This window comes from Nitrospira sp. MA-1, assembly GCA_032139905.1.
Taxonomy (GTDB): domain Bacteria; phylum Nitrospirota; class Nitrospiria; order Nitrospirales; family UBA8639; genus Nitrospira_E.
The window spans coordinates 180233-203706 of sequence record JAQJDB010000002.1 but is presented as its reverse complement, the minus strand read 5'-3'; the positions used below and the strand labels follow the sequence as shown (position 1 = coordinate 203706).

The 23474-nt window shown below is 50.4% G+C and carries 20 protein-coding genes and 1 tRNA gene; 2 read left to right on the top strand and 19 right to left on the bottom strand.

The window, feature by feature from the left end; translation table 11 throughout:
- Positions 1-850: 850 nt before the first annotated feature.
- From PJI16_01735 to PJI16_01725, 3 genes are all read right to left on the bottom strand, one after another.
- The gene (locus PJI16_01735) at positions 851-1306 is read right to left on the bottom strand and encodes a hypothetical protein (GenBank protein MDT3776279.1); all 456 of its coding nucleotides are present in this window, start codon (positions 1304-1306) and stop codon (positions 851-853) included.
- A gap of 532 nt (positions 1307-1838) precedes the next feature.
- Entirely contained in the window at positions 1839-1973 is a 135-nt protein-coding gene (locus PJI16_01730) for a hypothetical protein (GenBank protein MDT3776278.1), read from the bottom strand.
- A 122-nt stretch (positions 1974-2095) separates the two neighbouring features.
- Positions 2096-2842, bottom strand: a complete 747-nt coding sequence (locus tag PJI16_01725; GenBank protein ID MDT3776277.1) for a class I SAM-dependent methyltransferase — start codon at positions 2840-2842, stop codon at positions 2096-2098.
- Positions 2843-3073: 231 nt separating this feature from the next.
- Here PJI16_01725 and PJI16_01720 point away from each other — a divergent pair, with 231 nt between their 5' ends.
- On the top strand, positions 3074-3541 hold the full coding sequence (locus tag PJI16_01720; protein ID MDT3776276.1) for a hypothetical protein: 468 nt from the start codon (positions 3074-3076) through the stop codon (positions 3539-3541).
- 145 nt (positions 3542-3686) lie between these two features.
- Here the strand turns inward: PJI16_01720 and PJI16_01715 are convergent, their stop codons facing one another.
- From PJI16_01715 to PJI16_01660, 12 genes are all read right to left on the bottom strand, one after another.
- Entirely contained in the window at positions 3687-4145 is a 459-nt protein-coding gene (locus PJI16_01715) for a hypothetical protein (GenBank protein MDT3776275.1), read from the bottom strand.
- 234 nt (positions 4146-4379) lie between these two features.
- A complete protein-coding gene (locus tag PJI16_01710; GenBank protein MDT3776274.1) occupies positions 4380-4520 on the bottom strand; it encodes a hypothetical protein in 141 nt (46 codons plus the stop codon).
- 211 nt (positions 4521-4731) lie between these two features.
- Positions 4732-6096 (bottom strand): hypothetical protein, encoded by a 1365-nt coding sequence (locus PJI16_01705; GenBank protein MDT3776273.1) that lies wholly within the window; start codon positions 6094-6096, stop codon positions 4732-4734.
- On the bottom strand, positions 6093-7937 hold the full coding sequence (gene asnB / locus PJI16_01700) for an asparagine synthase (glutamine-hydrolyzing) (protein ID MDT3776272.1): 1845 nt from the start codon (positions 7935-7937) through the stop codon (positions 6093-6095). The genes PJI16_01705 and asnB overlap by 4 nt, the downstream gene beginning before the upstream one ends.
- A 239-nt stretch (positions 7938-8176) precedes the next feature.
- Complete coding sequence (locus PJI16_01695; protein ID MDT3776271.1) at positions 8177-9322, bottom strand: hypothetical protein; 1146 nt, start codon at positions 9320-9322, stop codon at positions 8177-8179.
- 121 nt (positions 9323-9443) lie between these two features.
- On the bottom strand, positions 9444-10754 hold the full coding sequence (locus tag PJI16_01690) for a hypothetical protein (GenBank protein ID MDT3776270.1): 1311 nt from the start codon (positions 10752-10754) through the stop codon (positions 9444-9446).
- A 30-nt stretch (positions 10755-10784) separates the two neighbouring features.
- Positions 10785-12086 (bottom strand): hypothetical protein, encoded by a 1302-nt coding sequence (locus tag PJI16_01685; protein ID MDT3776269.1) that lies wholly within the window; start codon positions 12084-12086, stop codon positions 10785-10787.
- Between the two features lie 161 nt (positions 12087-12247).
- Positions 12248-13036 carry a methyltransferase domain-containing protein gene (locus tag PJI16_01680; protein ID MDT3776268.1) on the bottom strand — a complete coding sequence of 263 codons (789 nt, stop codon included), beginning with the start codon at positions 13034-13036 and terminating at the stop codon, positions 12248-12250.
- Positions 13037-13733: 697 nt separating this feature from the next.
- Positions 13734-14042, bottom strand: coding sequence for a hypothetical protein (locus PJI16_01675; GenBank protein ID MDT3776267.1), 309 nt, complete (start codon positions 14040-14042; stop codon positions 13734-13736).
- Between the two features lie 24 nt (positions 14043-14066).
- Positions 14067-15905: an NAD(P)/FAD-dependent oxidoreductase gene (locus tag PJI16_01670; GenBank protein MDT3776266.1), complete on the bottom strand. Its 1839-nt coding sequence runs from the start codon at positions 15903-15905 to the stop codon at positions 14067-14069.
- Positions 15905-17020, bottom strand: coding sequence for a glycosyltransferase family 2 protein (locus PJI16_01665; GenBank protein ID MDT3776265.1), 1116 nt, complete (start codon positions 17018-17020; stop codon positions 15905-15907). The genes PJI16_01670 and PJI16_01665 overlap by 1 nt, the downstream gene beginning before the upstream one ends.
- Positions 17021-17449: 429 nt before the next feature.
- Positions 17450-17526: transfer RNA gene (locus PJI16_01660), tRNA-Met, on the bottom strand.
- Positions 17527-17613: 87 nt separating this feature from the next.
- Here PJI16_01660 and PJI16_01655 point away from each other — a divergent pair.
- Positions 17614-18255 (top strand): hypothetical protein, encoded by a 642-nt coding sequence (locus tag PJI16_01655; protein ID MDT3776264.1) that lies wholly within the window; start codon positions 17614-17616, stop codon positions 18253-18255.
- A 59-nt stretch (positions 18256-18314) separates the two neighbouring features.
- On the opposite strand, the gene PJI16_01650 is transcribed toward PJI16_01655, so the two are convergent.
- From PJI16_01650 to PJI16_01635, 4 genes are all read right to left on the bottom strand, one after another.
- Positions 18315-19505, bottom strand: a complete 1191-nt coding sequence (locus tag PJI16_01650; protein ID MDT3776263.1) for a DUF4340 domain-containing protein — start codon at positions 19503-19505, stop codon at positions 18315-18317.
- 63 nt (positions 19506-19568) lie between these two features.
- Complete coding sequence (locus tag PJI16_01645; protein ID MDT3776262.1) at positions 19569-21497, bottom strand: Gldg family protein; 1929 nt, start codon at positions 21495-21497, stop codon at positions 19569-19571.
- 45 nt (positions 21498-21542) lie between these two features.
- On the bottom strand, positions 21543-22280 hold the full coding sequence (locus PJI16_01640) for an ABC transporter permease subunit (GenBank protein ID MDT3776261.1): 738 nt from the start codon (positions 22278-22280) through the stop codon (positions 21543-21545).
- Between the two features lie 159 nt (positions 22281-22439).
- On the bottom strand, positions 22440-23387 hold the full coding sequence (locus PJI16_01635) for an ABC transporter ATP-binding protein (GenBank protein ID MDT3776260.1): 948 nt from the start codon (positions 23385-23387) through the stop codon (positions 22440-22442).
- Positions 23388-23474: the final 87 nt, after the last annotated feature.

The following is a 23474-nucleotide window of genomic DNA, read 5'->3' as shown; positions in this document are numbered from 1 at the left end:
AATTCGTAAATTGATTCAGTATCGATAAAACAGGACCTTCCTAGAAGGAATCAATCCTAACACGGCATCAAAAATCCGGCATTGGAATTAAAATGACTCGACAAGAATAAATTTCTCTGGTGGCACCTTTTCTTGGTCCGCCCATGCCGGCAGGGCTCGATAAAGGTTTCCCACAATTCCTCCTCCCATGCTGCGTAGCCCGAAACCACAATGACCGATAGGCCAGCTTCTTTGCTATTTGTTGCCTGTCATTGCTTGATCATGGCGATTAATAGCCAACCCACCCCACTGGAATTGTCAGAATCAAGGAATGAAGCGGTGTCTTGCCCTGATCCATATTTCCTGCATGAACTTGTTGATCCTCCACTTTGCCTTTTTTTTCGTAAACCATTTCAAGGGATGCCACGCCCATTCGCTCCGGGCCCGAGTGATCTCTTTCACCTTTCTCCACAAGTCATATCAATAATGGGAGTGTTAAAAAATTCTGCCTGGCCGGACACGCACAAGAAATCTGTAAATATCACAGACCACCGACGAAGAACCATATACACCTGGGACACCGTCTCATTCACCACCATTCATGCCCATCTCTTTGCTAATTGCGATTGCGCCAGGACCGCCAAAAGAGACCCCGGGCACCCAACCCCGAGTATAGAGTTCTACCCCAGCGGCAACGAGCTTATTGCCTAGAGATGGGGGGCAGCGCTTCGCTGAATCTCCCCAAAGCGTTGTCGTGCGAACTGTTCGGCAATCTCGCGCGATGATACCTGCCGGTGCATCGCCTCCCTTACTAGGCACGCAACGCGATCGCCGAAATGAAGCTCCATAACCGACATGATCTGCTATCTGCTCATCGACGCAAAGCCATCGTACTCCCGGGCATCCCGCCACAGTTAGTCACGAAACCGGGAAGGTCCATGAGTCCCAGTTCAAACAGAATTTTCTCGGCTTCCGCCGTTACTGGTTCATTGGCTCCTGGACAGATAAGACGCGCGGGTACACGAGAAGCATCGTCAGCATGAAGACTGGGATGGGTCGCACAAGGACACAGCAGATCGAAGGTCAACTCAAACAAGTCAGCGCAACAAATTCCCTCGGCATCTGTATAAAAATCCATCAAATGGCTACCATACTGAGCAGCGAGTTGGTTGAGCTGTCTCACATTCAGACCATGCGGATTTGTAATCGCTCCCCTCTCTGTAGAGATTGCCACCACTTTGGCATTTGCTTCGTCCAAAAGGGTGACCAACGCGCTCCCCACCTTACTGAATCCTTCAATGGCTACCATACAACGAGAAAGCGTCAAATCGAAATGCTGGATTACCCATTAGGCACTGATGAACACAATCGCCGCCGTATAATGCCCCTATTGCGTATCGCGTAACTTCGTCAACTTAAGCTTCACACCAACCGCATTGAGCATCGCGCGGATGTCTGTGTCATTTGTACCCATAGCAGAGCCAAGAATAAAGATGCGGTTAATTTGAAGCGGAACAATCGCCCAAACGCTTCCAAGTGCTGCCGGCGTTCTGCGAGCTGGGCCTCAGGGTTCAAACGCACGCCTGCCTTCGTGCCACCTTGTAGTTGTCTTAAGAAGCCGCCCTTGAGGGTCATCGTAAGGGCTAGACCACGCACTTCTGCTTCGGTCACATTGGGTGACATGCGAAGCCCCTCTCGCGAGATGCCACATACGGTGGAATCAACGACGACCTACCCCATAACTTCGGAGCTTCGAGCGACCGTGCAGACAAGTTGGTTGTCATCCCTCATCTCTCGATGCACATCGACGCAGTCACTTCCCTTGAGGAAAGATGCCATCGAGAATCCCATTCAAAACTTCAATACTCGAACAACCATGAAGTGGCCGGCGTGATGGCATGCGGGATATCTTGATAGGTGCTGAATCCTTGCTCACGCAAAAACCGTTTGGGCGTTTCTTGCCAGCGGCTTATAGGATAAATTCCAAACTTCATGTTCAAATGAATCATCAATGATCAGACTTTGGTTTAAAGGATCTTTTCATTCGTTCGCAGCATCCACTAACCGAGCTATTGCCTGTTTACCAGGTACCTCAATCGCTGGACACGATTGCTGTCTAGGGTTTTTTTGCATTGAGGAATAACAGCTCCCAATTCATGCGACACGCAGTGCTGTCGAGATCATAGCCCAAATGCTTTCGGATACCCTCTAGGATCTGGGCAGAGTCTGCTTTATCGATCCCGAACAACAGTTGAGAAAATCGTCCCATGGCCTGGGGAGAATCAAATTCCCAGTGAAAAGGGATCAACGAAGACTCCCTCACAGTAAATCCCCATCCTTCGATCTCATCTTGAGTTTCGGGGGAGATATATGTCCCTTTGTGTCCCATTGTATTGTGTTCGTTGACAAAACCGTCCAAAAATTCGGAAACGGCCGACCCCACTTGCACGTCAGCAATGGTAAGCGTCCCTCCCTTTCTTAGCATTCGATAGGCCTCTGAGAAGAACCGGTTCTTTTCATCGACATGGTGCAATGCCGCGAGGCTGATAATTTTATCCACCGCCCCGGTCTCGATAGGAATATCCTCCAGAGTTGAAAGCAACACTTGGGGCACACCATTCGCTCTGCCGAGAGCAGCAAACACCTCTGAGGTTTCGATATGGCAAAGAGTCGTAGTCCGATCCACGAAGTTCCTTAAGTACCCCCCGCCGGAAGGAATATCACAAACGATATCTCCGTCTTTCATGTCGGCCATACGTACGATATGAATGAATTCTTTTGCACGAGCGCTCGGATACAAGGTCATTGCTTGATGATATAGATGGCCTCGTTTCTTGAAAATTGCGCGATATTCCGAAAACATCAATCACCTCGTATTCTTTTTGCCCGCCTCGCAATTCCAATGCGATTGTGACGATGTCAGCTGATTCACGCCTAACCTCGGAAGAATCCGTTCAAAATTGCAGAATTCCATCCCACCAACATGAGGTATCCCGCCCTTCTCCTGTCCAGAAAACGCACCCACCTCCTGTGAACCATATCCGGTTGGCACCGCCACAAAGAGTCGTTGCGGGCCTGCCATCCACAACGAGCGATGCCTCATGGACGCTTGGTCTGCGTGGGCTACGTCATTGAGTCTGATGGCGGACGGCCCCGCCAGGTGACCGTGGTTTCTGAAAATCAACGGCGCGTCAGCAAGGAAGTCGAGGACCTGCTCATTCGGTCGCTCCCACCGGACCAGGTAGTCATAGGGAGTCTGGTATTCATCCATGAGCTGGACTCCCCACTTCCTCTTGAAGCGAAGAAGTCCGTCATTGAGAATCGGCGGGGTGCCACCGAAGTCAATGCTTGCACATCTACCCTCTCGGGCGCACTTGATTTCGAAAATGTAGAGTGCCGCAAGGGCACCCTGCTTCATCAGCGAGAGGTCCCCCCCATCTGTGCCCAAAGCCACTCCACGGAAAACGTCACCCTCCCGCTCAAACAGCGCCCCGGCAATGCGATGGTGTCACCCAGCCGCAGCCAGATAAGTCCCCCACGACGAAACTTTCGACGGAGCTGATGCACGTTATGGATCACGGCGAACTCTCCGTGCCGCTTCTGGACGAAGGGAAAATACATCGAGGAGTAAAACGCCTCGCAGTCTGCCTCCCTATGTGAGACCCCCATCGTGAAACCCTCACGCCGGAGGGTACCCAAATCTTCTTTTATGCTGAGGCTGGCCTGTGCAAGCTTGTCAAAATCGACCGGCAGCAAAAGTCGGCAGCCGATGCTTTCTGGAACCACAAGGTAACCGTCTTCAAAAATGAGGCGGCAGAGACACGATCGACGCGCGCGACAATAAGGTCCGCATCAACAGCCAAACGTTTTAGGAACGAAGGAAGGGCCCACACAGGCACGGCTCCAACGACCTCTCGACGAGGCGCACATGCAAAGAAGCGACGCGGCCGGTAATCGGCCCAGGGGTGAAGCCCAGCCAATACGATAATTCCCAATCGCTTGGAATGCCTGGTTGGCCCTCGCAGACTAGCGACAGGTACGCGAAGCGCAAACCATGGCAAGACCCATGGGGCAAATCTCTTGGCTACCACGTCCAAGCCGGCGGGAGCATGCTCATAGAGCCACCACGCCCAGTCATTGAAGCGGGGAAAACTTTGGTTAGCCATGCCCATTTCCAACTCCCGGAGACTAATTACTCAGATGACCAACCTCGAGCAAACAAAGGCGGCCTCACCGGCGAATAGTTCGTTCCTGTTCTATAAACCGAAAATGATGGCCGGTGCATTTGTTTGGATTTTCAACCATAATACGTGGAGGGCATCTCGGTTATTGGTGACCGATGGACGAACGGAGCATCCCATTTCCTCCGTAATCGTTAAGGTGTCTCCGCTTCCTGACACTCAATACGGCTCCAAAATGAACCGTTCGTTCTCATCGAGATGTTGCAACACAGCAAGACTGAAACGTTCACAAAGATCAACAAACACCTCGGACGTTTCGATATGAATGAGAGTCGCCGCTCGATCGAAAAAGATCCTCACGTAATCATCACCCGATGAGGCCTCGCAGACAACCCCTCTGTCCTTCATGGCGGTTTATGCGGACATCATGACCAGGCTCTTCAATACGTTGCCTGTGGAGACATCGTCATCCCTTGATGATTGAGATATCCGCGTTTCTTGAAAATTTCATGATAGGGTGCAAGCAAAAGTCACCTTGTGCTCCTTATCCACCGCACTATCGGCATAAGAATTAGGAGTCGTCATGGACTCCAGGAGGAACTATTTTTTGATCCGTCCACGCAAATGCGTCATAAGCCGATCGAATATGGGAACGATATACTCGAAATTTCCCGCTTGCCTCCCTCGGGATTGTGTCCACCAACACTACCTGGAACTGCACGTCGGATCCCAGCAACGCAATCACCGGTTGAACCAACGCTGCCATCTCCTCGGCGGAGGGTGTATGAAATGGGACGACTTTCATCACGATGAACTCCATGCGTTCCTGGGTCACCTGAAACTCTCGAATCCAGGGGACCTTTCTGACCCCCAACTCATAGGGATGGACAACCCTGTCGCCGGGAAGCACGAAGTAATCGATCATACGTCCCTGGATCGATCGAATCGTCGAAAACGGTTGTCCACATCGACAGGTTTGGCTTCCCTTTGTGACGACATCGCCAAGCTGGTATCGGATCAGCGGCATCGCAAACGAATGCAAGTCGGTTCCAACAAGCTCTCCCCTCTCTCCTTCATTCGCCGGAGTCCCATCCCGCAGCACTTCGATAATTAAGCCATCGTCACATGAGTGATATTCCCCAGTTTTTGGGCATTCCCAGGCCAGAAGGTAAAATTCGATACTTCCATACGTTTCATAGACTGGCGCGGAAAACCCGTCCTGAATCTGTTGGCGCATGAGTGGCGTCAGGACTTCTCCACCGGGATTTACAAAGTGGAGCCGAAGGGACCGTAGTACGTCGCAATTCACAGTCTGCGCGATCCTGGCCAACACGCCGGGATACCCCCCCACGACCGTAGGTTTGAACTTCTGCAGAGCCTGGACAATGTCCTCCGGTGGCTGCAGGGCATCAATGACCTTTCGCCGGGCCATCCTGAGGGTGTCCAGGATACGCTTGGCAAGCTGGTCCTGTCGTTGGATATTCCAGTTCCCCATCACATAACACATCTTGTCGCTCGCACGGAGGCCCAACGCCTGGAGCGCACGCCACCGAAAGGCACCATGAAGGCGTTCCTCCAGCCAAGTGCGACGCACAATAAATGGTCGCCCGGAGGACCCGCTGGAGGCGCGGGTGATCAAAGACCTCGGGTCCACATTCCGAGCGATGATTTCATCGACCGGCAAGCCTTGCAAATCACTTCTGGAGGTGATGGGCACGGCCCCCAAATCCTCGACCGTTCGGATATCCTGGGGTTTCAGTCCATGTCGATCAAAGAGCCCACGGTAATAGGGCACATGGCGATAGGCATGTGCGACCAACCGGCAAACTCGCTCGTTTTGAAAGGCCACAAGCTGCTCCCGTCCGACATGCGGATGGCGAAGCATGGAATAGAGCGTGGACACAGGATTGGAGGCCAACACATTCGTGCATCTCACGACGGACGGCACCCTTGGACAAATAGGTCATCCCATAATTGAATATTGAGGACCCCGATTAATTCTCTTCCAAAATTCGCCTTGCCGTTTTGATGTTGCTGAAGCATGTGTCGAACAGAATGAGGATTGAAATACCCTTTGGTGTGGAGCCTGCTTTCGGACAGAGCGTCTGCGACAAATTCCGGCAAAAGACCCTGCCATGGCCAGAATGGGGCGGAAAGCCCCCTCTTCCTTCTTTTCAGAATTTCCGCGGGCAAAACACCTTCCAGGGCCCGTCGAAGAATATGCTTTTCCTGAAGCCCTCGCATTTTCACGTCGGATGGAATCTGGCTGCATAATTCGACAAATTCATGATCGAGGAATGGCACGCGTGCCTCCAGGCCATAAGCCATGGAGGCAGCATCCAGGGTTCTTGTAATGAAGTCCGAAAGGCGCACATTAATATCCAAATACTGTAATTGAGCAAAACGATTCCTTCCTTCAAAATCCTTCGGAAGAAAGAAATGCGGTTCTGAATCGTTGAAAGAACTATGGATGTTGCTAAGGTGATAGGAAAAAAGATCATCGTAACTTCGGTGGGAGGCATTATCGATTATTTGGGTGTATCGAGACAGGTCCATCGTGGCGTGGGCGGCGAATACCCGACTTGATCGAGAATATTTTTTCCTCAGGAACGGGATGTTTGCGATGAGTTGACGCACACTGAGTGGAAGATTGAGGAATGGTTCATCCGAGCCCTCACCGGTCAAGACGACTTTCACCTGCTGAGCCGCCATTCTGGCGAGCAACATATGGGGGATGCCCTCAGATGAGATATTGGGATCTTCGCGATGCCAAATCATTTCCGGCAACAGATCAAAATCGGCGGTTCTGCAGGTTGTGATGTGATGGCGAAGATTGTAGCCCGAGAAATCTGTGAAAATCCTTTTCGGACCTATCTCATCAAACAACGGATCTTCAAACGCCGCAGAAAAAGTGTGGATAGGATCCGAGATTTCTCGGCTCATCAATCCCGCCATAGCACTTGAATCGATTCCACTGCTCAAATAACAAACTAATGGCACATCGCTTCGGAGGTGGAGGCGGACGGACTCTTCAAGTTTATCTCGTACCGTCTCGGCCCATTCCTGAGCGCTTCGTTGAAAGCCATCCTCACCCCTTGATGGAAAGGAGTGATCCCAATAACGCTGGAACGTGATCTTCTCGTTTTCATGGAGAAGATAATGCGCGGGTGGGAGCCGCCGTATTGAACACAAGAGGGTCTTCGGCGCTTGAACAAATCCGACCGCAAACAACTCCTTCATAGCACCGGCATCAACCTGACGGTCAATACACCCGCTTGCAAGGATGGACTTCAACTCCGATCCAAAAAACAGAGCACCGGGTTTGATGGCATAGCTGAGGGGTTTGATACCGAACCGATCTCGGGCCAACATGAGACGACGCTGACGGGAATCCCAGATAGCGAAGCCGAACATACCTCTCAGAAAATCCACACAACGCACCCCATAATCCTCGTATAAATGGACAAGGACTTCGGCATCCGAATGTGTCCTGAAACGATGATCTGCAGCCTCTAGATCTTGACGCAATTCCTTGTAGTTGTAGATTTCTCCATTACATACACCGGTGACAGAGTTATCCTCGTTGGAAATGGGCTGATCGCCGGTTTCCAAGTCTATGATGCTCAGTCGACGGAAGCCGAGACCGATACCCGGGTCAACAAAGTACCCAGCCCCATCCGGTCCACGATGGGACATCATGTTTGTCATATGATGAAGCATATCCCGATCGACCGGCCTCTTAGGATCGGAATACACCACGCCGCACAATCCGCACATAGGCCACTCTTGGGTGTCGCGTACCTCTTAGCCAAACCTCGGCGAAGCGCGTTTGGTCGTGGTCCTAGTTGATGACTTTCAAATCAACGACTGAATACAGCGCATTCCTATAGTTAGAAACTATCGTCTAGCCAAAGGCTAGGTTTTCGAACCTCGCATCTCGCCACAACAGGTGTCCCTACTGATCATCGGCGCAAAAAGCGGGAATGTTGATAAGGCCCTCGATGCCTCCCCAAGCATCATGAAAAGGTCGATGAGAATCGGGTGTGGCTCCGGCTACGCTTAACGAGAACTTCCTCATCTATCATCGGTTGGCGACCGGACTCAGTCAGGAGGTAGAGTCGATGTAGCCCTTCAATCCAGAGAGATCGGCGACTCTGTGATTCGTCCGCATGGATTGCAGACAAGCGTTCTCCGTCCCGAAAGATAAGGCCCGTGTGAGAGAAGAAGTCCTTCACTATGCCGTTTACGCTATTCCAACGGATCAACAGATCATAATAGGAATTAGGATTGTCAAATAGGGCATTTCCCCATTTGCGTTTATAGCGAAGCAATCCGTCATGCAGGGAAGACCGAGCGGCTCTAAAATTCACCTCAGCAAACCCCAACTGGCGGGCATACTGTATGCTGTAATAGTAGAGCGCGGCCATAATTCCTCTTTTTTTCAGAGGGATTTCACCCGAAGCCATGCCTATGGCCAAAAGGTTAAATGTGTCCTGTTTTCGTTCATAGAGAACACCGGCAAGTGGCTGATTATCTCCCATAACCCAGAGGATTCCCCCTTTTCGGATAAACCGACGTAGTTCCTGCCGGCCTTTGATAATGGCCATGGCTCCATGACGGTCTCTCGAGAAAGGGACGTACATGGAGTCATAAAACTCGTCAAATCGCTCCTCCCCTTCGGTGACCAATGGCTGCAACTTATGTTTGCGGACCAGACGCATATCCTCCCGGATACTTCGGTTACTACGCACCAACTCATCGAGATCCCCAGGAAGGGCGAGACGCATGTCAATCCATTCAGGAACCGCAAGATAATCCTTCCCGAAGAATTTTTCCGCTGACAATCGGTCTGCACGAACAATAGTCAGATCGGCTGCATCACGCAGGCGATCTAGCAGAGCCGGCAGGTCCCGTAGCGACACATTTCCTACCAGCTCACGTTGGGGTTCCCCAATGAAAAACCTGTTCGGCAAATAGGCAACCCAGGGATCATGGCCCGCCACCAATAGTGTCCCGATATGCCCGGATTGAAGGGTGGGCCCCCTCAGCAACACAACTGGGACCCCTCGTAATCCCAGACACGCCCACGCGTAAAAACCATATCGCGGAACCAAGGTTTGTGCCTTGCCGGAAAGGCGGGAGATGACCCACTCTACCATCATGTTTTTTAAATGGTTCATCCTATTCGTGCCCACTGTTTTTGTTCCGACTGGCCGCAACCACATTCGCAAGGTTCAACTACCCTCTGTCCTGGTTTCCACGAAACCATGGGAATGTCGCGTCTCAAGATGCCGCTCCCGTGGTGTCTCTGAGAGAGCCCTCGTTGAGATTGCCCCCTCTGAAGATTGCATGGGTCTTGCCCGTGCCATCTGCCGGCCACGGCTTAACGACCCTGATTGATAGATCGACCTCACCAAGGAGCTTTCGGAGATGACCCAGAACGGTTAGATGGACATGCGAATCGGTGTCTTCGTTCTCGATCCCTGGATGGCCGACGAGGGCGTGGAAGGTGAGCTCCAGCCGAAACTTCTTTAGGCTTTCCTGGTAAAGGCGGAATTCTCCGAGGCGAAGTGTTCCCGCGAGGTGATCAAGTATCTTTCTGGTCGTAAGGAGACGCCCGTCTCCGAGTAAAATTGAGGCTCGTTCGCGCCCTTCGATTGAACCCATCAAAGGCAGTTGTCGACCGCAGGAACATTCACCTGATGCAGCTATGGCCAGATCAGCCGTATTGTACCGTATGAGTGGCATCGTCCGGGCACGCAAATCTGTCACCACGATTGTCCCTAAGTCGCCCGGATGAGCCGGTATCCCATCCCGCAATATTTCGACAAAATGTGTATCCGCATTCACATGGAACGACCCACGCTGCTCGCATTGCCAGGCGATGTATCCGACCTCGGTCTGGCCATACAACCCGACCGGTTCGCGGTTGAAGACTCGCGTGACTAATTGACGGGTTTCGGCATCCACCAATTCTCCTGCGCAAAACACCACCCGTGGCTGTTTGAGTATGACCTGGGCCGCTTCGCTCGCTCGCGCAATGCGGCGAAGTGCCGTTGCCGTGCCCACCACCACATCAGGATTGGCCTCCAACAATTGAGCCAACTGGTCCTCGATGGACTGCTCCGTCGAGATCCATGTCTTCCGAGAAATTCCGAAGCGCTGCAGCATGTGCGATGGACCCGGCTTTATCTGAAACTGGGCGGTGTGATGGCGCCAACGAAATCCATGTTCGAACCAAATCCGCAGTCCCACGGCTCTTCGCACACGTTCTTCGAGCGGCCGCTTCCAGACCCGTAATGCCACACCTGATGAGCCACTTGTATCAAGATAGGTACAGGATGATGGGTCCACTCCTCGCGCCAGCAACTCGCCAAGTTTTGCAGCTTCTCGCACCATGGGAGCGGTAATGATTGGAATACTCTCCAGATCCTGAATGCCTCGAATGGCTTGGACATCTACCCGCGCTTCGTCCCAAACACGCCGGTAAAACGGGACGTTTCTGTAGGCATGGATCGCAGCGGCACGGAACAAATGATCTTGCAACGATCTGAGATGTGCGGGAGAACGTGTTACGTTCGACCTCAGATCCATTAGGCACTTCCATGTTCGCAGTATTTCCATCTAGAGCCCTTGCCTTCCGGAGGCAGGCTGCTCCTCAATTGCAGTCCCGACTTTCGAGATGATCATCCTGGTCTTCTCTCCCGGGCTTAACAGGATCCTCTCCACTCGCTCAACCTGCAGATGGATTTCACCAGGCAGGACAGCCTGAAGATCCGATTCTATTCTCGAAAGAAGATCTTGAGCGTTATTTGTCACAACGATTTGGAGCTGGACTTCGTTCAACCTATCTTGCAAAATCCTCCACTGGTGTAACTCGTCATAGCGCCCCAGGACCTCGTGAAAAAAAGGCCAGAAGATGCGCCTGCCGTCCTGCAAAGCCACTGAATCCACCCTGCGTCCATAGATTCGCCTCAGAAGGGGAAGAGTGCGCCCACACGGACATGATGTGGTCTCAACCTCGGCCAGATCTCCTGTTTCATAGCGAATCATCGGCATGGTCCACATGCCTAATGCTGTGGTGATGATTGGACCAGGTTCCCCTGAAGCCGCAGCCACCTCCACAATGTGGCTATCAGCGCTTACGTGAAATCCGGAATGACGCTCGCACTCCCACGCGAAATTCGAAAGTTCAACCAATCCGTACACATCCACAGGATCCCTTCCCAACGCACAGCGAACCAATTGACGCGTGGCCGGTGAGAGGGTTTCACTATCGGAGATGATAAGTCGGGGCGCGGGCAGCTTGAACCCCAGTGTTTGGACAGTTTCCGCCAATGCATGCAAGGTACCCGCCCCTGCAACAATCACGTCCGGCCTCGTCTTAACCATGCGTTGGGCCCATGACTCTGGCGGGTCCAGAATCGAACACCAATCTTTTGGAGCGATACCAAGCCGTTGGACGAAAAACTGCCGACCAAAAGTCATGCGAATTTCAAGCGTGCGGTCAGTCCAGCGGAAACCATGTTCGAATAGAATGCGCCAGGCAACCACCCGCTGCCACTGCTGATCTATGGATCCAAGAAAGATCCGCAAGGGAGTTCCTGTCGAACCGCTCGTTTCAACGATTCTACATCGGCTTGGATCAATCCCCTGAGCAACAACTTCCTCCGGACTTGCTTGCTTGAGACGATCCTTTTTAAGAATAGGGATTTCCCCTATATCATCCAAAGAACGAAATTCCTCAGGGTGATAACCCGCCTCCTTATAAAGGCTTCGATAGAGTGGAACGTTGTGGTAGGCATGATTGAGGAGTACCCGAATCCGCTCCTCCTGTACCTGACGTAAATCCACCAGGCTCCACCGACTGGAAGCCAGAGCTTGTCGAATTAACCGAAAAGTTTTCCATCCGTTTAACAACATCATTCGTTTTGGTGCGGGGTCTCTTCTCTTACATCTGTTCTGATTCAACAACACGAGTGAGCAATAAAAATGCCTCGTTGACCAACCAAGTTCGCGCATACGACGCGACTCACAAACATTCTATAGAAAAATCATTTATTCCCTGTAGACCCTGCTCGGTTGCTTTATTTTTTTGCTGCTCTGACAGCAATAAAGTTCCCTGTTACATACCGCGTGGGCCAGCGCGACAGATGTTCAAATGCCTCCAGCCAAAGCAAAAATCGTTGTTGCACGGAACCCTTCGCGCAGGAGCACAAGAGCTTGGCGACGAATACGGCGAAAATACGCGGGCAATGGAGCACTGCCGTGGCCTCCCTTACCTCGAATCCGATCTCCCGCAGCAAATTCTGTAAGCGCCATGGACCGCAGGTGGCACCAACATAGTAGGGAAGGATACCTAACCGGTTTAATAATTTGAATGGAAGAATGTTACGCGCGGCAATAATGGGATTAGCAGGATTATCCAATGTCAGGATTAGCTGCCCGTTTTTGCGAAGCACCCGGTGCAATTCCCGCAAACTCACGATGATCTCATCTAGGGTTAGGAAATGGTCCAGGGTGGAATTGGACACCACCACATCGAACGACTCCTCTCCGAAAGGAAGATGACGCACATCTGCGCAAGTTCCACGAATGCTCATATCCCCAGGACAGGCCAATTCCACATTCTGGAATGAGAGATCCATTCCAACGACCTTGTGAGCACGTGTCTTCAGGAATTGAATAAGCCCCCCTCCCACCGCTTCGTCAAACGTATCAGTCTTTAGCAACCGAGGAGATGGCTGTTCGGGAAGCCAACGGAGAAGTAGGGATTGATTAACCGTATCACTATGTTTTCTCCAGAGCTGATCCGGGCGTGTCTTTTTCCATTCGTCTGCTATGGAGTCCCAGTAGCTCGCACCTTCGTTTATCACGCCGTCGATTCCCTGATTGGTAAATGGGAGTGAAGAGCCCTTAGATCTGAGCCAAGATACTTCTTCTCTCGCTAGATCAGCCCACGACAATGTCGCCCAGATAGTATCGGACTTTCCGAACAGTGAGTTGACATTTTAATAGGTAGGTTCTCAAGCCTTACACTGACAAATCCGCCTGAGGATGAAGCAACCCTCCATTTACCCGAATGAGAATGTTGGGTTGTCATCATGTGCATAGAGGAAAGGCCTGATTTGGCGGCACGAGAATTGGTTGGGCACTTACATGTCTGGTTCTCTCACCATTCAGGCCATCACCTATTTTCCAGATGGTGGATTTCCCCTGAATGTCTGAGCACTTGAATAGGAGGACTGGTTATATCCGTGAATAGTCCGCTTAACGGCGAGCGAATTCGCAATATTTACTTTGCAATCCACTTAAGGTTTTTCAAGAACAGAGGTAAATTTGGTCGATCACATAAAGCGTCATCCTACCTGGTCCGTTTTCAGCAAACCCTTAGCCTGATGATTTCCACAAAACCGGCTTCCTTCATAATCAGGATTTTCATGGTTCATTATTTTTTGCGTTCTGAATATTTCCCTACACGATAGTCTCTAACGATTTTCCCTTTACAGATTGGCAAACCATGAAATCGTTTACCATCCGTATTCAATCAAGAAAAACTCAGAGGAATGGCGTTTACCGCCCTCGGATTCCCACTACTCTGTTATAAATGAACCCGATGGTCCAACCCAGAATCCCACCGGTCAGTGCTCCATAAAAAAGCCCCACCAGGCTCCCTTTCCACGTGACTGAATACCCGATAAAATAGTTGGAAAGTAATTGAAGATGAGAGCCAACCTGTGGCCCTCCTTCAAGAAGAAGCCAGGCTGTCATGATAAAAAGGCCTAATCCACCCATCAGCCCACAAACTACTGCCAACACCCCTGCCTGAATTTTGGCCACAACCCGGCTCAGCTCTTCATTACGTTTGAAATCTGTTCCCATATCTTCCCTCCTGGACCCTGGTAGCTAATCTAGAAGATTGCGACGACGAGTTACTTCCTCTCGCCACAGCATGAATTTCGCAAAGGCCTTCATGCTCCAGTTTCGGAGTGAGGCTCCTGAGTAACCTATCGCAAACCCCCCGATTCCTCCCTCCAGGAAACCTACAATAGAACCACCCCATGTCACTTGAAATCCAAATAGAAAATTCCCAAGCAGAGACAGGTTGGGCCCCACTACCGGCCCACCTTTGAAAACAAGAAATGCGGTCCCGATCAAGATGAGGAGGCCACTCACGGTACCGACAGCCACACCCAGCGCGACAGGGTCCAGTTTGGAAAATACAATCTCGATTAATTCTTCTTCGTTTTCCATGGGAAGTTCATCGACGTTTTCCTGAACCCGCATTGGTACCAATCGATCGCCGGCATTGACCGAAGCCGCACGGCCCTCCTCATGGTATTCCTTTTCCGTATTGACCGCCCATACATCATGATGCGATTCACCCATGATATTTCTCGCGGCATACACTCCTGTTACCATGGAATGATCCTGATTGTTGTAGCGATGCAGACCATTTCGTCCAATGGTCTGAAGATTTGAAAATGTTTCCAGATACTCTCGAATCGTCCGGACATGATCCTGATAGTGATGATCGTAAACCGGATAGGCCTTTTCCATACGAACCACGGTTCCGTCTTCAACATCGCGGGGATTAATGAGCCCCAGTTGCGCACATTCCCGTGTACCAAATTCGATTAACCGGTCGTTCGACCATGTCCACTCATCGTCTTTGTCCCAGAGAAAATATTCAAGGCCCAGCGAAGTCCGTGAAGGATCCGGCACCATATACGGGCTCCAATTTTTATAATTCTGTATTCGTCCCATTTTGACTTCAGGTGAATGAATATAGATCCAGTTATCAGGGAATACGTCTTCGCAGTTAACCACCAGGACCACGGTTAAATAATCCCGATATCGTAAACCAAGGGCAGCTTCCAAGACCTTCGCGGGAGGTTGAGGGTCCATGGCCTCGATTAACTCGCGGAGAGGCATCGTCGACACAAAATCGCTGCCCTCGAATTCTACATGTTCCCCTGATGATGCTCGCCCGGAAACACAATCTACCCGCCCATGGCGATGTCTGATACGCTCGACCTTTATGCCTTTTAATGTCTGAGAGCCAAAACCAGCCACCAATTCCTCGCACCGTTCCCACATCATCCCCGGACCTAGGCGAGGATAATGAAACTGCTCAATGAGCGAGGTCACGATTTCACCCTTCTTCCCACCCCTTTGACCAAGTAGGGCATTGCGAACCGCTTCTTTCAGAGACAGGTTTTTGATTCGTTGCGCAGCCCAATCGGCGGATATCTCGGTACAGGAAATTCCCCAGACTTTTTCCGTGTAGGTTTTGAAAAATATCTGATACAGGCGATATCCAAAACGATTGATGACCCATTGTTCAAAATTATCCTCTTGGGCACCTGGAAATACCTTGGTTTTGGCATAACTGAAACAGACCAGGAGAGCTTCAACGACCCCCAGTCCGGCCAACGCATTGGTGGCCTTAAGGGGATAGTCAAAAAAATGCTGGTTGTAATGGATTCGGCTTATACGAGGTCGAAGGAGAAAGTTGTCACCGAGGATTTCATTCCATAACTCAGTCACCATCGGCACTTTTGAGAAAAATCGGTGACCACCGATATCAAAACGGAAATCTCGATAGTTGACGGTTTGCGATATACCACCGACCTGTTTCCCAGCCTCAAGAATGAGGGAGGAAGAACTGTTTTTTCCCAGCTCATAGGCCGCCGTAAGACCAGCGGGACCTGCACCAATCACCACGACAGGATGGGATGCCACTATTGTCCCCCTGACTTTTTTATGGCGTCAAAGGAGTCAGATTCAAGGGCCGGCTTTGTTGACTCTTTCCTGTTGTCCCCACAAAAAGCATGTCGTGCCAGGCCTATGGCAAACGCCAAGCCACTATACAGATAGTAGAGCCAATGCCAGGGAACACTCTGCAAGGCAAACCGAAGCCCACGTTTTTTTTGAAAGAAACGATAAAGTGGCGCATTGATGATCACAAGGGAAACCATGATCAACCCCGCCACGGGCAGCAATGAAATCCACCAGATCGCTCCCAGCAAGGCCCCCACAAGCCCATACGTCAATACCACGCACAGGCGCTCGGAATGCCGGATGTTTAAGTCATTGGTAAACCTGCGATCCCGAAGGATTAACTCTGTCCAAGGGATGGCGCGGTAAAAAAAATCTGCTTTGAGCATTGAACGGACACCCCATCGTTTCAAATGTTTGACATGGATATCTTTACACAACTGAATCTGGTGACCAGCCTTTTTCACTCGATATCCTAACTCAATGTCTTCAATTGAAGGACGACGATATTTTTCGTCAAACCCACCTATTTCCAGGAAAATATCACGGCGGATGGCTCCGCAAGCCCCCCAAAAAGTGGAAGCCTCCTTTTGAGCATGTTGATGGACATAATGGTGAAAGAGATTTTTGTATTGGGATAAAAAGTTTTTTTCGGCAGGGGTGTCGTCGTACGATCCGATCAATGCAGTGAGGTCCGGATTACAATGAAACGTTTCTGCCACCTGTCGCAAAGTATCCGGATGCACACACACATCGGCATCGACAAAGAAAAGATATTCGCCTCTGGCCTGAAGTGCCCCAATGTTTCTGGGCTGTGCCGGTCCCCCAGAAGTGGTCGGAAGTCGAATGACTTGAGCACCAAACTGTTCCGCCACTTGCCAGGATCCATCGGATTCACCATCGGCAACAACGATTATTTCCAGGGGAGGAGGTTGTAAAGCAACCAGGCTCATCAGGCATTGACGAAAGGCCTCACCCCCGTTGTACACAGGAACAACAATAGAAATGGTTATTCCCTGTATGGATGATAACGTACCACTGTCCTTCTGGACTTTGTCATCTTGAGAAATTTTGTTCATAACCAAATTATATTTGACTGACGAACACATTCGGCTCAAGACAGTCCTTCACAGGCACTTAAGTAGGAAACTAGTGGGAAATTCCCTAAAATTTTTGGTATAGCCAGATCCACCGAACAGAAAGAAATCCAGCCTTAATGGACAATTCTTGTCCATGCGTGGGTTGGTGTCAAAAAGTGAGGCAAACCATTTCAAAATCAATTGGGGGCTAAAAATTCCACAAGTCCTCGAGTAAGCTGTTTTCACCCCCACCAGAAATTTATCGGTTCCCAGAACGAAAACCCAAGAGAAATCAACCCTTAAAAGGGTCCCATATCAAGAGAGATTACGACTCCCAGGCTCAGGGGAAATACATTCTTGAGTTTCAAAGCAGGAAAATCGCAGGAAAGCATGGTGGAAACCCGTGAGCTCTTTGATGGGATACCGAGGTGGTTGCGGGGGAGGGATTTGAACCCTCGACCTTTGGGTTATGAGCCCAACGAGCTACCAGGCTGCTCCACCCCGCGAGTCGATAGTAGAGGAGGTATGGTCGAGAAGTCAATGCAAAAACAGGAGTTTAGCAGAAGAAGACACTATGGTATCTTCTCCTTCCCATGATGTTTGCCGGAATCATTGCCATCCTGCTGTTTCTATGCCTAATCATTGGTGACTGGTTTCAATTCACCACACTGAAAAGTTGGGCCTGCCGGTATGGATGTCCCTTGGCCCACAGGCAGAAAGCTCTGGATTCTCATCCAGCGCACCCCATTTCCCATGCTTTTCACAAGTCTGACGCACTGCCCTTGCCTCATGGGATTGCCCGCTGGGTGGAAGACAAACAAGTCATCGTGATCCGTCCCTATTACCAACTCTTTTCCCTGAGTTTTCGCACAGCATGGCCATTGAAGGGGACAATTGATGTAAGTTCAGCCGGCAACCAACTCCTGCTTCATTTGTCCAAGCGTATTCCCTGGTCGTCAGCTATTCTCACCCTGATATGGCTACTTTTTGTGATTGGGGGCACCCTCACGTTTGTGGTGCTATTTATTCTTGATGGAGGTATGAGCACACTTGGGGGATTTTTTTGGGTGGTCGGGACAACCGCCTTAGGCTGTTTAGTGCTGGCAGGAGGCTTGATCCTGATATCCTTTGCCTACCGGCTTGAGGATTCCCGCCTGATGCAGGTCCATCAGGAATTACTGGACGCGTTGACCGCTTCTCCCTTAAAGGGTTCGGATAAGACCGAGAAGGCCTGAAGCTGTCTCAAACGTAGAGAAGCAATCTTTCACACCTCCTATATCCTGAATGGTCTAGTTTAGGGAATTGTGGCAAGAAGATCCTTCTTGGCTTTTGAAAAGTTCTCGACCCGGAACGTTGGCAACTGATACGCCCACCCCTGTACACGCTGATTGAACGCTTCAACTTCTCCCTGAACCTCTTCCGGTTTTTTTAATATTGATTCTTCTTCGGAGTAACGCTTCCCCTGCTCTTCATCTGGTTGCTTCCCTTCAGGCGATCCAAGGACCATTTCGTCTTGAGCAGAATCCTGGGCTTGGACCGTTTCCCCTTTTTCTGAGAGAGGCGTGTCCTCCACAGGTTGAACCAGTTTCTGATCAAATTCCGCAGAGAATTTTCCGAAAATTTTGTCTTCCTGTTTGGTCGTTTGGACATGAAGCCTGAGACCGTCAAAGGTTTCCAACACGACGGTTACTCCTGTGTGATTCTGAAAATTCACCTCTTCTTCTTTTTTCACATCTTCTAGGGGGAGTTGCACAAGAGTCCCCACCACATTATTCACATTAAACTGAGATGCCACCTTGGAACCTGCAGGGACCGAATCCAATTGAAAATCAAGATCATCCGGCTTCTCTTTTAAAACGAGAAGAGTTTCCCCGTCGGGATGCGTGACCGTCACTCGATACACCCGTTTGGTCGTCAGTGCCGTTATTTCCGTGTCCAGCCATTCTCCGGACACTTTTTCCAACGGCAAATTTCCTATTGTCAGCCAGGTTTGGGGATCTCCTGGTTTCCGCACATAGATTTCACTCATCCGTGGATTCCCCTTGGCAGGACGTTGATTCCCCAAAATCACCACTGCCGCCTCAGGATTATTCGCAGTTTTCAAAGTCACGGTTGTCGAAAGCGAGTCTTCTTGCTCCTTGTCTTGTAAACCCAATCGATCGTATAACTCTGGATTTTTCGTTTTGGGTTCCAGTATCCGCAACTCCGCCAACCCGATGAGAGTCTGCTTTACCTTCTCCACATCAGCGCGATACCCTGCCTTCTCTTTGACCCGCCAAGTCTTCTCCTCACGCACCAGCGTCACGGTCTGATCCTTCGTCTCCACAACCACTTCGCTCACATTATTCACCACCGACAACAGTGACGGAAACAAGAGTTCACCACTACCTGGCAACTGAGAAGCCGGCTCTTGATTGACGAAAACGGCAACAACAATCCCTATAATGGTTATGGCGGCTAAAATACCTAGTGTTTTGGCTTTCATTCGCTTCCCTTAATATTCTTGAATAATCTAATGCGGTCTTCTGATGATCGGTAACTGAGCATCTTAAGCTTTTGGCCGTTTCTTCCTGATCCCGGAGGAACTGATCCACACACCCGCTATACCAATCAACAATGGCACAAGCCCGATATTGATAAATTTCACCCAACTCTCCACACGCTCAATATTTTTACCGAGTTCATGTTGCACGCCTCTCAATTCCTTGCGAACCTGAAGCAACTCCTTGCGAAATTGTCCCATGGCCTCCTGCTGCTCCACACTCAGAATCATGGAATTTCCTTCAGGCTTTTGGCTCTGCAGTTCTTGAATTTTTCGTTCCGTGGCCTTGAGTTGTTCCTGGAGTACTTGCTCCTTTTGCCGGAACTGTTGCTCGGCTTCTTGTTGCAACACTCGCAAAAGTGTAAATGGCCGGGAATATCCAGCGCGACTTCTGACGCTGATGAGATCATTGCTTCCCGTCAAATTATCCAAGGCGTTCGTGACAAACGTGCCATTGCCGGAGTTGGGAATACCAATCCGTTGCCCGAAGAAATTTTGAACTTGAACCCAAAACCGGTCCTGTAAAATATCCGTATCTGCCACCACAATGACGTTGATAGGCTCCTTCGATTCCTTAAGGTGGTCTTTGGTCTGGCTTTCGGTTTCTGGAGCCGTATCCGGAGTCTCATCCTTGGTTGGCACCTCTTTTGGTTTTCCCTCAGGAAAAGCCGTTTTCACGGTTCCGGTTACTCTGGCGGCCACGATAAACTTCTCCCCTTCGGGACGATAACTATTGAGTAATCCACCGACATCCGGCATGGCTGACAAGCGGGATGCCTCAATCTGCATCGCGGCTTCATCTGATTGGATGAGCGCCTCGACTGTGGTCCCGGTCTCCCCTTTCTTTCGAATGATTCCTGCTGATGCCACCGTGATCGACGGCACTTGAGCCGTCACGATATCCTTGTCACTGAAATGCTCCTGCCGGAAATCAATCCAGACTGGGTAATCCACCACCTGTAGCCGGCTTTGCTGTTGCACTTGCACCTTTTTGGCCAATGGCAAATCTCCCAACACCTGCCCTTTCACCAATTCAACACCCCAGGCTTCAAACAATTTAGGCATATTTGAATCCCGGGGACCTCCTCCTCCCATCGGGTTCATGGGATTTCCGCCTCCACTATCCGATTCGGCAAGGGGATCCACAAAAATCATGGCATGCCCACCTCCCAACACATACTGATCGATCGCATAAAGGGTCGCCTCACTCAGCGATTTAGGATGCACAATCATTAAGACACTAATCTCTTCGGGAATGGCGCCCGCTGTTGGTTCGATCTTTTTCACTTCAAACATTTGTTCGATGTGAGAAAGTATGAGCCAGGGTTGGCTGCCTCCTTGTGGTGGCATAAACGGCATGCCCCCACTTCCATCAATGGGTAGTGTACTCAATAGACCAAGAACCTTTTTCTTGGGATTTGCCAGCGTGTGAATCAACTTCGTCAGATCATATTCCAAAAACTCTTCTCGCTCCGGTTGAAAAAATGGAATCACTTCCAACTCATCGGTGGAGCTGGTCCCGGCCAATCCAAAATAAAACTGCGTACTGCCATTATCCAACGGAATACCCTGCAAACCGTATGCTACCGCTCGATCCTCTTCCTCTGAAAACGGCTCTGGATCCATCACCTGCAGGTACAATTGATCTCCGGCAACTTGTGCGTATTCCTCTAACATTTCCCGGACTCGCGTCGCGTAACTTTTAATTCCTGGCAAACCGGTTGCCAGCTTTTGAGAGAGATAAAACCGCAGTGTGATAGGTTCCTCCAAATTCTTAAGAACATTTCTGGTGCCCTCGGACAACGTATACAGGTCATGTTCTGTCAGATCGAACCGTGCGGAACTGAACGCCGCGTTACTCACCATATTGAAGACACCGAACAGGACGGCGGCCATGATAAGACCGCTTCCCGTGAGTAATTTTCTATTCATCATCACTCCTCATTAGCAAAAGTTCACACACGATCCCTTGGCATTCCCTTATGATTCGGCCTTTTTCATATCAATAACCGTGGCCGTCGCAAATAGCCAAAATGCAATCAGCGACAGAAAAAAGAGAATGTCTCGCAAATCCAGGACACCTTTGCTGATCGATTGAAAATGCGTCAAAAAGCTGAATGAGCTAATGGCATTAAGCAGAAATTGTGGCGCCCACCCACTGAATAGTTCTAGAACGAGAGGGAACCCACTCAAGATGAATCCCAAAGAAATGACGACGCTGATCACAAAGGCAATCACCTGGTTTTTGGTCAGAGCGGAGATGCAGGAGCCGATGGCTAAAAACCCTCCGGCCATCAATAGACTGCCGAGGTAGCTGGCAAGGATAACGCCATTATCCGGGTCGCCCAACAGATTCACCGTGAGCCACATGGGAAAGGTCAGGGCCAAGGCAATACCGGTGAAACACCATGCGGCTAAAAACTTCCCTGCCACGGCCTCCCACATGGTGACCGGCAGGGTCAGCAACAGCTCAATCGTTCCGGAACGACGCTCTTCCGCCCATAGGCGCATCGCCAATGCAGGGATCAACACAAGATAGAGCCAGGGATGAAAATCAAAAAACGGCACCAGATCGGCCTGACCCCGCGCAAAGTAATTCCCCAGATAAAATGTGAAGGCTCCACTGAGTAACAAAAATATGACGATGAATACTGCCGCGATCGGTGTGGCAAAATACCCGGCCAATTCACGTTGAAAAATCACTCCAATTCGTCCCACAATTCCTCCTTCACTTACGAATACTTCTTTCAGTCCCTTTAATTTTTCGCCACTGGTCTCTCAGAAGCGCATGGAGATTTGCTCCTGGTGATTTGAGGGTGCACACCGGCTACGTGCCTCACCTGCTCGGAGTACCCCGCCTTCCAGAACAATCGCGTATTAGGAGATTGTTTGCTTGGGAGTCGTCAACAAACGAAACACCTCATCTAACTGCCCCCGGTCGGGATACAGTTCCCTCACTTCCCACCCCTGTTCCCGGACACAATGTCCAATATCCGGAAGAATCCACTGCCCGTCATCGGGGTAAATACGAAATTTCACCAAGTCACCGTCACGATCCAACTCCTCAATTTTTTTGACCCCTTTCACCGTCATCAAGTGATGATGTAGGACCAAGGGATCCACACCGGCAATCGTGCCCAGGACCGTATTGTGAGCCGGAGACTTTCCTTCCAATTCTGCTGGAGTGCCATCAAACACCACTTTCCCCTTCGCAATGATCATGGCGCGGGAACAGAGTGCATGCACTTCCTCCAAGATATGCGTAGAGAGAATAATGGCCTTCTCCTGGGCCATAGCCCGAATCAGTGTTCGAACTTCATGCTTTTGATTGGGATCCAAACCATCGGTGGGTTCATCTAAAATTAAAATGTCCGGGTCATGAAGGATCGCCTGAGCCAATCCCACTCGACGCTTAAACCCTTTAGATAGGGTTTCGATCGATTGGTTCATCACCGATTGCAAATTCACCTTCTCGACCGTTTCCGAAACGGTTCGCTTAAGCGTTGCTCCACGATATCCCCGCATCTCTCCGATAAATGTGAGAAACGAGGCTGGAGTCATATCCTGATAAGCCGGAGCCCCCTCCGGCAGATAGCCTAAACGCATTTTAGCTTCGATGGGTTGATCTTCAATATTATGCCCACAAATATGCACCGTGCCGCTCGTCGGCGTAAGAAAACCCGTGATCATTTTCATGGTTGTGGATTTACCTGCTCCGTTCGGCCCTAGGAAACCCAGCACTTCCCCTTTTCCTACGGTAAATGACACACCATCCACCGCAACAATCGGCCCAAATGCTTTTCGCAAGTTTTTAATTTCAACCATGATTTCCATTCTACCCTCTTTATCTCAATAATTTTATGAAATGATCTGTCGCACAGTCGTGCTCTCGCCACCTGATTCGATCAGCTC

Coding starts and splice junctions, on each gene's coding strand:
- PJI16_01730 (MDT3776278.1), bottom strand. CDS start 1,973: ATGAAGTTTGGAATTTATCCTATAAGCCGCTGGCAAGAAACGCCCAAA.
- PJI16_01725 (MDT3776277.1), bottom strand. CDS start 2,842: ATGTTTTCGGAATATCGCGCAATTTTCAAGAAACGAGGCCATCTATAT.
- PJI16_01720 (MDT3776276.1), top strand. CDS start 3,074: ATGCCTCATGGACGCTTGGTCTGCGTGGGCTACGTCATTGAGTCTGAT.
- PJI16_01715 (MDT3776275.1), bottom strand. CDS start 4,145: ATGGCTAACCAAAGTTTTCCCCGCTTCAATGACTGGGCGTGGTGGCTC.
- asnB (MDT3776272.1), bottom strand. CDS start 7,937: ATGTGCGGATTGTGCGGCGTGGTGTATTCCGATCCTAAGAGGCCGGTC.
- PJI16_01695 (MDT3776271.1), bottom strand. CDS start 9,322: ATGATGGTAGAGTGGGTCATCTCCCGCCTTTCCGGCAAGGCACAAACC.
- PJI16_01690 (MDT3776270.1), bottom strand. CDS start 10,754: ATGGATCTGAGGTCGAACGTAACACGTTCTCCCGCACATCTCAGATCG.
- PJI16_01685 (MDT3776269.1), bottom strand. CDS start 12,086: ATGATGTTGTTAAACGGATGGAAAACTTTTCGGTTAATTCGACAAGCT.
- PJI16_01675 (MDT3776267.1), bottom strand. CDS start 14,042: ATGGGAACAGATTTCAAACGTAATGAAGAGCTGAGCCGGGTTGTGGCC.
- PJI16_01665 (MDT3776265.1), bottom strand. CDS start 17,020: ATGAACAAAATTTCTCAAGATGACAAAGTCCAGAAGGACAGTGGTACG.
- PJI16_01655 (MDT3776264.1), top strand. CDS start 17,614: ATGATGTTTGCCGGAATCATTGCCATCCTGCTGTTTCTATGCCTAATC.
- PJI16_01650 (MDT3776263.1), bottom strand. CDS start 19,505: ATGAAAGCCAAAACACTAGGTATTTTAGCCGCCATAACCATTATAGGG.
- PJI16_01645 (MDT3776262.1), bottom strand. CDS start 21,497: ATGATGAATAGAAAATTACTCACGGGAAGCGGTCTTATCATGGCCGCC.
- PJI16_01635 (MDT3776260.1), bottom strand. CDS start 23,387: ATGGTTGAAATTAAAAACTTGCGAAAAGCATTTGGGCCGATTGTTGCG.